13 protein-coding genes are annotated in these 13,033 nt (G+C 61.6%); 7 read left to right on the top strand and 6 right to left on the bottom strand.

What is annotated here, in order from left to right:
* Positions 1-129: 129 nt before the first annotated feature.
* The 6 genes from ACPPVP_RS19365 to ACPPVP_RS19340 all read left to right on the top strand — a co-directional run bounded on the left by ACPPVP_RS19365 (position 130) and on the right by ACPPVP_RS19340 (position 4,631).
* Complete coding sequence (locus ACPPVP_RS19365; RefSeq protein WP_426537091.1) at positions 130-861, top strand: SDR family oxidoreductase; 732 nt, start codon at positions 130-132, stop codon at positions 859-861.
* A gap of 26 nt (positions 862-887) precedes the next feature.
* Positions 888-1,634: an SDR family NAD(P)-dependent oxidoreductase gene (locus ACPPVP_RS19360; RefSeq protein WP_426537089.1), complete on the top strand. Its 747-nt coding sequence runs from the start codon at positions 888-890 to the stop codon at positions 1,632-1,634.
* Position 1,635: 1 nt separating this feature from the next.
* Complete coding sequence (locus tag ACPPVP_RS19355; protein ID WP_426537087.1) at positions 1,636-2,034, top strand: GFA family protein; 399 nt, start codon at positions 1,636-1,638, stop codon at positions 2,032-2,034.
* 51 nt (positions 2,035-2,085) lie between these two features.
* A complete protein-coding gene (locus tag ACPPVP_RS19350) occupies positions 2,086-2,766 on the top strand; it encodes a site-2 protease family protein (protein ID WP_426537085.1) in 681 nt (226 codons plus the stop codon).
* Positions 2,767-2,808: 42 nt separating this feature from the next.
* Positions 2,809-3,246: a hypothetical protein gene (locus tag ACPPVP_RS19345; protein ID WP_426537083.1), complete on the top strand. Its 438-nt coding sequence runs from the start codon at positions 2,809-2,811 to the stop codon at positions 3,244-3,246.
* A 164-nt stretch (positions 3,247-3,410) separates the two neighbouring features.
* Complete coding sequence (locus ACPPVP_RS19340) at positions 3,411-4,631, top strand: ABC transporter substrate-binding protein (protein WP_426537081.1); 1,221 nt, start codon at positions 3,411-3,413, stop codon at positions 4,629-4,631.
* Positions 4,632-4,976: 345 nt separating this feature from the next.
* On the opposite strand, the gene ACPPVP_RS19335 is transcribed toward ACPPVP_RS19340, so the two are convergent.
* Genes ACPPVP_RS19335 through ACPPVP_RS19325 form a run of 3 tightly spaced genes read right to left on the bottom strand, consistent with a single transcriptional unit; the run spans position 4,977 to position 7,971 of the window.
* Entirely contained in the window at positions 4,977-6,302 is a 1,326-nt protein-coding gene (locus ACPPVP_RS19335) for an ATP-binding protein (RefSeq protein WP_426537079.1), read from the bottom strand.
* On the bottom strand, positions 6,299-7,213 hold the full coding sequence (locus ACPPVP_RS19330; protein ID WP_426537077.1) for a histidine kinase dimerization/phospho-acceptor domain-containing protein: 915 nt from the start codon (positions 7,211-7,213) through the stop codon (positions 6,299-6,301). Before ACPPVP_RS19330 ends, ACPPVP_RS19335 begins: the two co-directional genes overlap by 4 nt.
* Before the next feature lie 17 nt (positions 7,214-7,230).
* Positions 7,231-7,971, bottom strand: coding sequence for a response regulator (locus ACPPVP_RS19325; protein ID WP_426537075.1), 741 nt, complete (start codon positions 7,969-7,971; stop codon positions 7,231-7,233).
* A gap of 165 nt (positions 7,972-8,136) precedes the next feature.
* On the opposite strand from ACPPVP_RS19325, the gene ACPPVP_RS19320 reads away from it, so the two are divergent.
* Positions 8,137-9,360 carry an alpha/beta hydrolase family protein gene (locus tag ACPPVP_RS19320; protein WP_426537073.1) on the top strand — a complete coding sequence of 408 codons (1,224 nt, stop codon included), beginning with the start codon at positions 8,137-8,139 and terminating at the stop codon, positions 9,358-9,360.
* Positions 9,361-10,239: 879 nt separating this feature from the next.
* On the opposite strand, the gene ACPPVP_RS19315 is transcribed toward ACPPVP_RS19320, so the two are convergent.
* From ACPPVP_RS19315 to exbD, 3 genes are all read right to left on the bottom strand, one after another.
* Positions 10,240-10,437 (bottom strand): hypothetical protein, encoded by a 198-nt coding sequence (locus ACPPVP_RS19315; RefSeq protein ID WP_426537071.1) that lies wholly within the window; start codon positions 10,435-10,437, stop codon positions 10,240-10,242.
* A 1,340-nt stretch (positions 10,438-11,777) separates the two neighbouring features.
* Positions 11,778-12,569: an energy transducer TonB family protein gene (locus tag ACPPVP_RS19310; RefSeq protein ID WP_426537069.1), complete on the bottom strand. Its 792-nt coding sequence runs from the start codon at positions 12,567-12,569 to the stop codon at positions 11,778-11,780.
* Positions 12,566-13,033 carry a TonB system transport protein ExbD gene (exbD, locus tag ACPPVP_RS19305; RefSeq protein ID WP_426537067.1) on the bottom strand — a complete coding sequence of 156 codons (468 nt, stop codon included), beginning with the start codon at positions 13,031-13,033 and terminating at the stop codon, positions 12,566-12,568. The genes ACPPVP_RS19310 and exbD overlap by 4 nt, the downstream gene beginning before the upstream one ends.

The raw sequence follows: 13,033 nt of genomic DNA, 5'->3' as shown, positions 1-13,033 counted from the left end.
GCCAGCGTAGCGACGCAATCCATGCCTCCGCACAGGAACTATGGATTGCTTCGTCGCTTCAGCGCAAAATTGCTTTACAATTTTGTCGCGAGTTCCTCGCAATGATGAAGAAAAAAGGAAAAGAAAAACATGTCAGATCGATTGAAGGGAAAACGCGCTGTTGTCACCGCAGCAGCGGCGGGCATCGGGCGCGCATGTGCGATAGCATTCGCGCGCGAAGGCGCCACGGTGATCGCCACCGACATCAATGAAAACGGCATCGCCACCCTGGGCAAGGAAGGCATCGCCGAGACGGCACGGCTCGACGTTCGTAGCACCGCCGACGTCGACACCTTCGCCAAGCGCATTGGAAAGATCGACATCCTGCTTAACGCGGCGGGCTTCGTACACCACGGAACCATCCTCGACTGTTCGGAAGAAGACTGGGATTTCTCGTTCGACCTCAACGTCAAATCCATGCACCGGACCATCAAGGCGTTTCTGCCGGCGATGCTGGCGGGCGGAGGCGGCAGCATCGTCAACATCTCATCTTGCGCGGCGCTCCGGCCACCGGCCAACCGTTATGCCTACAGCGCATCCAAGGCTGCGGTTTCGCTGCTCACGCGCGCAGTTGCACTCGACTTCATCACCCAGGGCATCCGCTGCAACAGCATCTGCCCCGGCACCGTGGAGACACCCTCGATGCTCGACCGCGCCGCGGCCGTCGGCCCGCAGGGCAAAGACATGTTCATCGCCCGCCAGAAGATGGGGCGGCTGGGCACCGCGGAGGAAATCGCGGCCATGGCGGTCTATCTTGCGAGCGACGAGGCCGCGTTCACCACCGGTGTCGACCTCGTCGTCGACGGCGGCTACATGCTCTGACGTCCACGCAATCAAAGGCTTCCAGCATGAACAAGATCGATCTGAACGGCCGTTGCGCCGTCGTCACCGGTGGGGCGCAGGGTTTTGGCCGCGCCATCGCCGAACGCTTCGTCGCATCAGGCGCGAAGGTCGCGATCTGGGATCATGACCTGCCGTTCGCGGAAAAGACCGCCCGGGAAATCGGCCCGGCGGTCTCCGCCTTCAAGGTTGATGTCTCCGACCTTGCGGCGGTCGAGAAGACCCGCGACGAAACGCTGAAGGCGCTGGGCAAGATCGACATCCTCGTCAACAATGCCGGCATCGCCGGCATCAACAAGACGGTGTGGGAAACCGATCTCGACGAATGGCGCAAGGTGCTGCGCATCAATCTCGACGGCCCCTTCATCTGCTGCAAGGCGGTAGTGCCGGCAATGCTGGCGCAGAAATACGGCCGCATCGTCAACATCGCCTCGATCGCCGGCAAGGAAGGCAACCCGAACGCCGCACATTACTCGGCCTCGAAGGCCGGCCTGATCGCGCTGACCAAGTCGCTCGGCAAGGAGCTCGCGCAGCACGACATCCTCGTCAACGCGGTGACACCAGCGGCGGCGAAAACCGCGATCTTCGACCAGCTGACACAGCAGCACATCGATTTCATGCTGTCGAAGATTCCAAAGGGGCGCTTTGTGCTGGTCGAAGAACTCGCGGCGATGGTCGCCTGGCTGGCGTCGGAAGATTGCGCCTTCTCGACCGGTGCGGTGTTCGACATCTCCGGCGGTCGGGCGACCTATTGAAATGGGCACCATCCGGGAAGGCGGATGTTTCTGCGGCGCGGTCCGGTTCAAGGCCGAGGGCGAGCCGCTCAATGTCCGCATCTGCCACTGCCGCAACTGCCAGAAGGCGATGGGCTCGCCGTTCTTTGCCCGCGCGCTGTTCGACCAGCGGGCGCTTATCGTCGAGGGCGACACCGCGCGCTATCCGTCATCGGAGGCGCTCGACCGGGTATTCTGCAAGGTTTGCGGCACACGGCTGTTTTCCCGGCGGACTAACGGTACCGTGGTGGGCGTTGCGCTCGCTGCCTTCGACGACCGCAACGCCTTTGCACCGACCGAGCATATCTGGGTCTCGGAAAAGATGGCCTGGGTGCGGCTCGACGACGGTTTACCGCAATATCAGGAGACGGTTCCCCAGTAGCGGCGCCGTGCTAGGCTACCGGCTCCGAAGCGCAAAACCGGGGCAGACCGCTTGAACATCTCGCTATACGACATCTCGGTCTGGGTACTCCCCCTCCTCGTCGCCATCACCTTTCACGAGGCTGCTCACGCCTTTGTGGCATACAAGCTCGGCGACAATACCGCCTGGCAGCTTGGCCGGGTCAGCTTCAACCCGCTCAAGCATATCGATCCGTTCGGGACCGTGATTCTGCCGGGCCTGCTGTTGCTGTCGCATTCGCCGTTCCTGTTCGGCTACGCCAAGCCGGTCCCGGTGAATTTCCGGAACCTTAACCATCCCCGGCTCGACATGGTCTGGGTGGCGCTGGCCGGCCCCGCCATCAACATCGTCCTGGCGACGGTCGTCGCATTCGCATTCCATGCCCTGCCTTTGGTGCCGGCAGACGCCGCCAAATGGACGGCGGACAACCTTAAAAATGCTTTCCTGATCAATATCGTTCTGGCGATCTTCAACATGATGCCGATCCCGCCGCTGGACGGTGGCCGGGTCGCGGTCGGGCTGCTGCCGCGGGTGCTGGCATACCCGCTGTCGCGGCTGGAACCGTACGGGATGCTGATCCTGATCGGCCTTCTGATCCTGCTTCCCGTCATCGGCGCGCAGCTCGGCCTAAATCTTGATGTTATTTCGACGATACTGCGGACACTGACCGGATATGTGATCAGCGCGCTTCTCTTCATTACCGGCAACGCTTAAACTTCAGATAGAAACAGCACAGGGAAGAACCGACTCCGGGCCATGGCGACAAAAGCTGCCGATATGTTGATTGCACGCCGCGCCGATACGCGCGCCCGGGCTGATTTTGCAACGTGGAAAATGCTGGCCAAACTCAACGGGTTTTCCGCCCTGCCCACCGAGGCGCAGAGCTTTCTGGAAAGCTACCGGCAGTTACTGGCGAGGATGACCGAGGCGGACGCCTCCGAGGCCACCATCCAGCTCATGTACAAGAGCTATTACGCCGAGATGGGCGGCTCCGGAGCGCCACCCGAAATTCCCTCGCGCGCCAGCGAGCCGGCCACCGACACCGGCAACGTCACCGCGTTCCGCCGGCCGCCCCCGCGGCCGAAGCCAGCCGCGTCCGGATCCGGCCCGGCGACCAAACCAAGGCTTCCGGTGGCGCTGATCTTTGCGTGCCTCGCCGTGGTCTATGTCGGTATCCGCTACTACTGGCGCTGACGCGTTTCCTCACATTGCTGGGCATCTTTCTCGCGAATTCACCGTGCGGTGGAATATTCGCGGACGATGACGATTGATCGCAACGGCTAGCCGGTTGAAACAAGGCCGGACATAATGGCTCCGTTGTTCCGACGAACGTTCAAAAAGAAATTTCTGGAGGATAGATGAAGCGATCCATTGCAGCCCTGGTCGTGACCACGAGCCTGGTTTTTGCCACCAGCGCTTTTGCGCAAACGCTCGACAAGGTCGTCAAGGTGGGAAGTCTCGGCGACCAGTCCGGACTCTACGCTGATATCGGCGGCCCCGGCTCGTCCGTCGCCGCGCAGATGGCGATCGAGGATTCCGGCCTTCTCGCCAAGGGCTGGAAGATCGACCTGATCTCGGCCGATCATCAGAACAAGCCCGACGTCGGCACCAATATCGGCAAGCAGTGGATCGACGTCGAGAAGGTCGATGTGTTCGTCGATCTCGCGAGTTCCGGTGTCGGCCTCGCCATTGCCAACCTCGCCAGGGAAAAGAACGTCGTCAACCTGAACTCCGGCTCGGCGTCATCAGATCTCACCGGCGCGCAGTGCTCGCCGAACACCATCCATTGGGTCTACGACACCTGGATGCTCGCCAACGGCACCGGCAAGGCGCTGGTGAAATCCGGCGGCGACAGCTGGTTCTTCCTGACCGCGGACTATGCCTTCGGTCATGCGCTCGAACGCGATACAGCTGCGGTCGTCGTTGCCAATGGCGGCAAGGTGCTCGGCGGCGTCAAGCATCCGCTCAACAACGCCGACTTCTCCTCCTTCCTGCTGCAGGCGCAAAGCTCCAAGGCCAAGATCATCGGCCTCGCCAATGCCGGCGGCGACACCACCAACTCGATCAAGCAGGCGGCGGAGTTCGGCATCGTCGCCGGCGGGCAGAAGCTCGCGGGCATGCTGATGTTCATCACCGACGTCCATTCGCTCGGATTGAAGGTCGCGCAGGGCCTGAACTTCACCGAGACCTTCTACTGGGACATGAACGACCAGACCCGCGCCTTCACCAAGCGCTTCAACGAGAAGTTCAAGAAGCAGCCGCCGACCATGGTGCAGGCCGGCGTCTACTCGTCGCTGATCCATTACTTCAAGGCGCTGGAGGCCCTCGGCGGCAATCCGCATGACGGCCGCGCTGTCGTCGCCAAGATGAAGGAAATGCCGACCGACGATCCGCTGTTCGGCAAGGGCTCGGTCCGCGCCGACGGCCGCAAGATCCATCCGGCCTATTTGTTCGAAGTGAAGAAGCCGGCGGATTCGAAGTATCCGTGGGACTATTACAACCTCGTTGCCACCATTCCGGCGACGGAAGCGTTCATCCCACTCGAGAAGAGTGCCTGCCCGATGCTGAAGAAGACCTGAGCATCGCGATCTCGGACTATGTTACTCAGCCCTCTCCCGTCGCCGGGAGAGGGTTTTTGCATGAGGCGTGCCGGCCCCTGTGCGGATGCCCTTCACCGCAGGCCCCGCATGCAAAATATCGAAAACAACCCCATGCACAGTAGAGATGGGTTTGAATTCGCAGCACTTTTCACCGCTGCATGACCTGGCATGAGAGGCTCAGCTGTCGCGGCGGAAACCGATCTCAACCCTGCTCTCGTTCAGGCATCTTGCGGACGGGTCAAGCGCTCTCGTCCGCCCTGGACCTAGGAGGCAGCCGTTGGCCGCAGCTTGCATGATGTCCGCTGATTCAACATCATCCTATTGTTACCTCGAAAATTCCAGCCGCGCTTCTAATCCGCCGCCGTCGCGGTTGGCGAGCGTGAGCGTGCCGCGCAGCGCGTTGACGAGTTGCTGGGCGATGGCCAGGCCAAGCCCGGTGCCGCCGGTTTCGCGATTGCGCGAAGCTTCGACCCGATAGAACGGCAAAAATACCGACTTCAGATGCTCGTCGGGAATGCCGGGGCCCCGGTCCGATACGGTGATCGTGATGCGGCTCGACCGTTGCGCATCGACGGCGACTTCGACATCCTCGCCGAATTTCAGCCCGTTATCGATCAGGTTGATCATGATGCGGCGCAAGGCCTGCGGGTGCGTGAGAATCGTCACCCCGCGTTCTCCGGAAAAGCGGAGGGATTCTCCGGCGTCGGAATAGTCGCAGACGAGGCTGTCGATCAGGGCATGCAGGTCGGTCTGGCACTGCTGCTTGCCGATCTCGTCGCGTCCGCGGGCCAAAGCAAGCCCCTGCTTGACGAGCGTCTGCATTTCCTGCAGGTCGCCCTGCAGCTTCTCCCTGGCGTCGTTGTCACCGAGGAAATCCGCGCGCAGCCGCATGCGCGTGATCGGAGTCTGAAGGCGGCGCGAGATTCCCGCCAGTATCTGGATTCGCTCCACCGCCTGCTCGGCAATGCGTCGCTGCATGGCGTTGAACGCGGTAGCGGCGCGCGCCACTTCCTTCGGACCGTCCTCCGGGAGCGGCGCGCCGCGTAAGTCCGAGCCAAGGCTGTTGGCCGCGCGCTCGAGGCGCGCCAGCGGTCGTGTCGCGAGCTTCACCGCAACCCAGGTGAAGAATGCGAGAAAGCAGAGTTGAACGGCGAGCGCCGCGGGCAACCAGGGCGAACTCACCCTCCTCGGCACGCGGTATTCGATCGTCACCGGACTGCCGTCCTTGAGATGAATGAGCATGCCTCTTTTCGATCGATCCAGTGGATCGAGGTAGACATAGTCCACGTCGTGGCCGGCCCCAAGCTCGGCTTTGAGGGCCGCCAAAAACACTTTCCCTTGAGGTCTGAGCGGCGCATATGCCTCCCCGCCGCCCTTGAGAACGTGTCGATATGCTGGTTTAGCAAGGCGATCCAGCCATTCGCGTCTTTCTTCGGGCTTGACCCGTTCGAGGATAGCGACCTCCGTCGCGACGCTCCTCATGAAATAGTCGTCGGACTGCTCGACGCTGGGGCCGAAGACATTGAGGGCGACCAGACCAAAGGACAGCAGATGCGCCGCCAGCAGACCGGCGAACAGGATGATCGCCAGCCGGCGGAACAGTGAGTCCGGCCAAAGACGCGCCGCCATACGTCGAAGGTGGGCGCTCATGACGGCTCCCGCGATGCTTCGACGGCGACATGCGCGGCGGCCGTCGGGCCAACGCCGTCGTACTCCCGCGCCAGGGCAAGACCCTGCTTGACGAGCGTCTGCATTTCGTGCAGGTCGCCCTGCAACTTTTCCCTGGCGTCGCTGTCGCCCAGGAAATCAGCGCGCAGCCGCATCCGCGTGATCGGGGTCTGAAGATCGTGGGAGATCGCCGCCAGAATCTGGATTCGTTCCGCGACCTGCTCGGCAATGCGTCGCTGCATGGCGTTGAGCGCGGCAGCGGCGCGCGCCACTTCCTTCGGACCATCCTCCGGGAGCGGCTCGCCGCGCAAATCCGAGCCCAGGCCGTTGGCCGCGCGCTCGAGCCGCGCCAGCGGTTGCGTCGCGAGCTTTACGGCAACCCAGACGAAGAATGCGATGATACCGAGTTGAACGGCAAGCGCCGCCGGCAACCAAGGCGAAATGATTTCCTTCGGCGGAAACACCGCGATCGTCACGGGGCTACCGTCCTTCAGGTGCATGCGTATGCCCCGTCGCAGTCGCTGCGGTGGATCGAAGTGGACAAAATTCGCGTCGTGGTCGGGCCCCAGCGCGGCCCGCAAACGCGCGATATTCGCTTGCCGTCGTTTAGGTGTCTCCGCTTCCAGCTCTCCCTCATCGGCGAGAATGTATCGCCAATTGCGTCGAGAGAGGCGGTCGAGCCAGGCGGGTCTTTCTTCAGGCTTGAGGTAGTCAAGTAAAGCGACTGCTTCCGCGATGTCCGCAGCAGCATATTTGCTACCCAGCTCGTCTTCGATAGCGATGCGGTCGAGGGCAATCAAAACGAAGGCCAACACATGTGCCGCCACAAGGCCGGATAACAGGATCATCGTCAGTCGGCCGAACAGTGTGTCCGGCCAAAGACGCGCCGCCATGCGCCGAAAACGAGCGCTCATGTCGGCCCCTGCAATGCCTCGACGGCAGCTGTAAAAACGTAGCCTTCGCTACGCACCGTCTTGATGTAGGACGGCTCCCGGGCGTCTTCGCGCAGTCGCTGGCGAAGGCGGCTGACGAGAAGGTCTATCGACCGATCGAAGACTTCGGCCTCACGGCCCTGCGTCAAGTTGAGCAGTTGATCGCGATTGAGGACATGTTGGGGGTGATCGAGAAACACGCGCAACAGTCGATATTCGGCGCCGCTCAACGAGACCACGGTCCCCTCGGCATCGACCAGGAAACGCCCGACCGTATCGAGCTTCCATTCGCCGAACCGAAGCAGGCGGGCTTTCTCCGATGCCGCAAGGTTGCGGGGCAGCATTTCGGCCCTGCGCAACACCGAGCGGATTCGTGCGAGCAGCTCGCGCGGGGCGAACGGCTTCGTGAGGTAGTCGTCCGCCCCCATCTCAAGGCCGACGATGCGGTCCGCTTCATCACCGCGCGCCGTCAGCATCAGGATCGGAATGTCATAGGGTTGATTCGCGCGTAAGTTGCGGCAGAGCGTGAGACCGTCGTCCCCCGGCAGCATGAGGTCGAGTACGATCAGATCGACCCGGTGGTTGGCGAGAACGTCGCGCATCTGCCGGCCGTTGGCCACCGTCGTGACGCGATAGCCGTTGCCGACAAAGTATCGGTCCAGCAGCTCGCGCAAACCCAGGTCGTCGTCAACGACGAGAATGTGGTCCGGATTGCCCATACACGCCAGAGTACCCAACCGCCGGGACAAGTGACATCCCATTTTGTAACGTAATGTATCGTCCTGCCGGCCCGACATAGAAAATTTCAAAATCGGCACAGGCAGAAATTCGCGGGATACATCGGACACTTCCAGTGATGCCTGTCTTCCTTTTGGGAGAAAGCGGTGTCGCTCGACCCGGACAAGGACATGCTCGCGTTGCCAGCCGAGGCCAAATTGGGCGGACCAAAAATGCGGTCCGCGTCGCCCTGCTACAGCGACGCGGGATGGCTGCAATGGCCCGACGACGAGGCCTATTCGTTTCAGTTCATGCGGATGCTCGGTGCAGCACAGGAGGGCGCGAGCACCATCTCGGAATGTTTTTTCGCCGCAAGGCTGATTACGCCTGGCGACGACGAAAGCTGGCACGAAGCCTGGAAAAGCGCCGCCGATATCAACCGTGCGCGCGGCGATGAAGCACATGCCCGGGGTGGCTTCAATGCGGCGACCAGCAACTGGCTGCGGGCATCGAACTATTACCGCTGCGCCGAGCTATTCATGGATGAGAAGGATCCGAGGCGCGAGTTTCTGTTGCGAAGCATGAGACGGTGCTCGCGCCACTATCTCGAACATATCAGCCCGAGGGGCGAGGTCGTCAAGATTCCATACCAGGGCGGCCGCTCCCTGGAAGGATATTTCATCAGCGCTCCGGGCGCTCGCCCGTTGATGCCGGTCGTGGTCTGTCTCGGCGGGATCGACCTCTGCAAGGACGAGCTACTTTGTACGATGCGAAGGAGCGCGGCTGGAAACGGCCTATCGCTTCTACTGATTGATCTGCCGGGCTGCGAAGCCATGGACGAAAACAGACTCTCGCCTCATATCGAGGCTTCGGCCGGTTGCTGGGTGGACTATCTGCTGGCGCGCGGCGACATCGATCCCTCCAGAATCGCGCTTTACGGTGACGGCTTGGGCAGCTCTCTCGCGACCAGGATCGCAAGCCGCGATCATCGATTTGCCGCTGCGGTTTGTGACGGGGGACTTTGGGACCGCCACGAACTCATTTTTGCAGGTCGGATCGTTCGCGATCAAGCAGCGGCCGGCAAGCGGGTCTGGATGGCGGAAGCCGTGCATTCCGCGACGATGCTAAAATGTCCTTCGCTGATGACGATCGGACAACACGATTATATCGCCGTCGAGAATGCAATCGACGTCCACGAATCCTGCAACCGATCGGGCGCGCCGCTTGATTTGAAGGTCTTTTCGACGGAAGAGACCGCGGCATCTCCCGGCCATATCGACAACCCGACCCTTGCAAAGGAATTCGTATTCGATTGGTTGCGGCGAAAACTCGGCTCGACCGAACGCATTGTCGCGAGCGTGGAAGATACGTGTGACTGCGCTGGAGCATGATGCCGACCGAACGGAACGGCTGGTTGGATACGTGAGACGATGTCCGCACCGGGACGGCATTTATTTCCGGATTTGGGAGAACGAGTCATGAGAAGGTCATCAAGCCTAGTCGCGCCCTCAGCTGTCGCGATCCTGTCAACTTCGTTATTGTGCGGCCTAAGCGGCACGGCAGCCTCGCAAACCACGCCAAGCTCGACGCTTCCCAGCGTCACGGTCACGGCGCCGGAGCAAAGGGCGAGACCGCCACAGAGGCAGGAACGGGCGGCAAACACGGGTGCAACTTTCCGGAGAGGACCAGCCCCGCGGACGGCGGCTCAGACGGCGGGAGGGACGCCGTCGGCTGCCCGGGGTCCTGTCATGGCGAAGCTTGCCAGGCTCGAGAGAGAGGCCAGCAGTTGCAACGATGGCTGTGAATCGAGCTTCCCACGCGGCAAGGACCCCTGGGTTGGATGCAGTGAATCGGTGGGGTACTATTCAGTTTTCTCGGCAACCTGCAAAGACACACTCACTCACAGGGACTACGCGCAATGCGTAGAAACCAAGATGTTCCTGGGCTGGGACCGAAACCGATCATGGTGGTACTGCACCGGCATGCTGGGTGGGGGGAAATTCCGGCTCACCGCAGAGAATCGGAACAGGTAGCGCAGGCCGCACCGGGGACGGCATTTGGGGAGAACGAGTTATGAGGATGTCATCGAGCCTGGTCACGCTCTCGGCTGTCGCTATCATGGCGACTGCATTGTTATGCGGCCTGAGCGGCACGGCCATGTCGCAAGCCCTGCTTCCCGGCGTCACGATCGACGCGCCGAAGCAGATGGCCAGGCCACACAGGCGGGTGGCAAGACCGCCGCAGAGGCCGCAGGTGGCAAGCACGTCTGCCTATCGCCCATTATCGCCAAACCCGGCGCCGGGTGCAGTGATGGCGAGGTTCGCCACGTTCGAGAAGATTGCCAGCAGGGCCAACAGCAGTTGCGCCGATGGTTGCCCGACAAGTTTCAGATCCGGCAACCAACCCTGGGTTGGATGCTTCTCGCCCGGTAGTTTTGTTTTGTCGACAACATGCAGAAATGCAGCCAACTTCAAAACGTACGAGGAGTGTAGGGAGGTCGGAATGTTCGTGGGCTGGAGACCAGCTGATATGTCGTGGTTTTGCAGCAGCCTGTACGCTAGCGGCAAGCTTTTGAAGGGATGAATCGGGGGTATCGGGACTTGCACACAGCTGAACGCCGTCTGTCATGTCTTCGGAAATACGTGACATGGTGTCCGCAGCGAGGACGGAATCTTCGGATTTGAGTGAACGAGTTATGAGAATGTCATCGAGCCTTGTCGCGCCCTCGGCTCTCGCTGTCCTGTCAACCGTACTGCTGAGCGGCACGGCAATGTCGCGAACCGAACCAAGCTCGGCCCCTACTGTTCTTCCGAGCATCACGGTCCAGGCGCCGAAGCCGGTTGCCAGGACACAAAGGCCCCAGCAGCGCGCGGTTACCCGCAACACCGTAAATCGCACCGTGTCCCGTGGAACATCGCCAACCGCAGGGGAAGAGTCGGTACTGGAAAAGCTTCGCAGGATTGAGCGGGGTGTCAGCAGTTGCGACGGTGGTTGCCAATCGAGCCTCCCATCAAGGGGACGCCCCTGGGTCGGATGCTCCGGGTCTGCCTGGCCCATGGGGTCCTCAACGTGCAAAAATGGGCGCAATTACAAAAGCTACGTCGAGTGTACGGAAGCCAGTTATTTCCTCGCTTGGAAACCCATGGAAGTCTGGTGGTATTGCTCTAGCCTGGCCTTTAACAAGTAGAGAAAACTGCGCCTGCAGTCATGATGAACCAAAAGAAAGTCTGCCGCTGACAGTGGAGGAAGAGGTCTCGCCATGTCTGACAGAGCGTGGCACAGCGAAGTTCGGTGGCTCGTGGCCATGCCGGCGCCGATACCATGCATCGAAAACCCACATCCGATAGCCAGCCAAGTCAGTCTGGGGGAGCAGTCGCTTGGAGATGCATCGGGGGTAGCGGGACTTGCGCAATGTGGTTGGCTCGTCGAACTACGCTTGGTGGGACGGGACCCTGATCCCAGATTTTTTGCGGTTGGATCGCTCGAGGCAGGTGACGCGGAAGAGGCTATCCTGCGCTATCCGGGTATCGTTCGGGAAGACAAGAGGACCGCCTTGCGACCCCTTTCCGACAAGGAGATCGCGTGCCTCAGACTAAGAATGGATAGCGTGCGGCCGTATATTCTACATCCCTAGTTCACGGCCACGCCGTACCATGGGGGAAGCAGGTCAGGTAGCTCGGGTGAGCAAAGCGCCCCGGGAACAGAGTAGGATGGGTAGAGCGCAGCGAAACCCATCAGCTCTCAGCGCCTGGGATCGATGGGTTTCGCTGCGCTCTACCCATCCTACGAACAAGCGCAACGGGCAGCGTCAGCTCTTGGTCTTGACGCGGAAGATCACGGGCAAGGTGAAGGTCAGGCCTTCGTCAGCGATGACCGGCGGCGGCATCGGCACCGGGTCGGAACGCCGCACCATCGCCAGCGCGGCCTCGTCGAAGGCCGCATCGCCCGAGCCTTTTTCGATATCGGTCGAGAGCACGTGACCCAGGCGGTCGAGTGTGAAGCGAATCTGGATCTCGGCGGATTTTTGCTGCCGTTCCTTCGGGTATCGCTTGTGCTTGTCGAGATGTGCGACCAGCTCCTTCTGCCAGGTCACGCGGGCACGCCGGGCGCTCTCGCCGGTGCCGATCACCGGCGCGACCGAACGCGGCCCTTCCGGAATCGCCTCCGAACTCGGCGTCGCGGTGGCTTCGGCGGCAACCGACTCGGTGGAAGCCGAGGTCTGCACCGCCGCAATCTTCGGATCATCCTCTTTCGGCTTCTTCGACTCGTTCTCCGTCACCACCCGGTCGGCCTCTTCGGGTTCGGTCGGCTTGTCCTGCGGCAGCTCGGTTTCCTTGACCTCGGCCTTTTGCTCGTTGAGCTGCGGCGACGCGGCGGAAGCATCGGTGTCCGGCCCCGGTGGCAGGTCGGTCACCTCGCGGCGCACCGACGCCAGTTCGAGGCCGACCTCGATCGCCGATGCGCCCAACGCATCGTCGGACTCTTCGGTCTGCAAATGTGCAATCGCCAGCGCCGCGCCGCCGACATGAAGCGCAAGCGCGATCACCGCGGCGGAAATCCAGAGCCGCCGGGATGGCTTTTGCTCGTCGAGGCCGGTCAAGGCTTTGCCGGCGCCGCTTGCGAAGCGGCTGCTTCGGGAACGCCTTCGAGCGCCACCAGCTTAAGCTTGGAATAGCCGCCGGCGCGCAGGATTTCGAGCACGTCCATCAACTCGCCATAGGGCACGGCGCGATCCGCGCGCAGGAAGATGTAACGCTCCTTGCTCATGTCGGCCATCGTATCGAGCGAGCGTACCAGGTCGACGCGCTTGACCATGTTTTCCCCGATCGCAACCGAGAGATCGGGCTTGATGCTGACATAGGTAGGCTTGTCCGGCTTCTTCTGCGGGGTCGCGGTCGAGGTCGGCAAATCGATCGGCAGGTCGACGGTCGACAAGGGCGCCGCGACCATGAAGATGATCAACAGGACCAGAATGACGTCGATGAACGGCGTGACGTTGATCTCATGCGATTCCGCGAAATCGCTGTCGTCATCGACGTCGGTATCTGCGATCGACGCGCCCAT

Origin of the sequence: Bradyrhizobium sp. McL0615, assembly GCF_049993905.1 — a bacterium.
In the GTDB taxonomy this organism is placed as follows: Bacteria; Pseudomonadota; Alphaproteobacteria; order Rhizobiales; family Xanthobacteraceae; genus Bradyrhizobium.
This window is presented reverse-complemented; position numbering and strand designations above follow the sequence as displayed.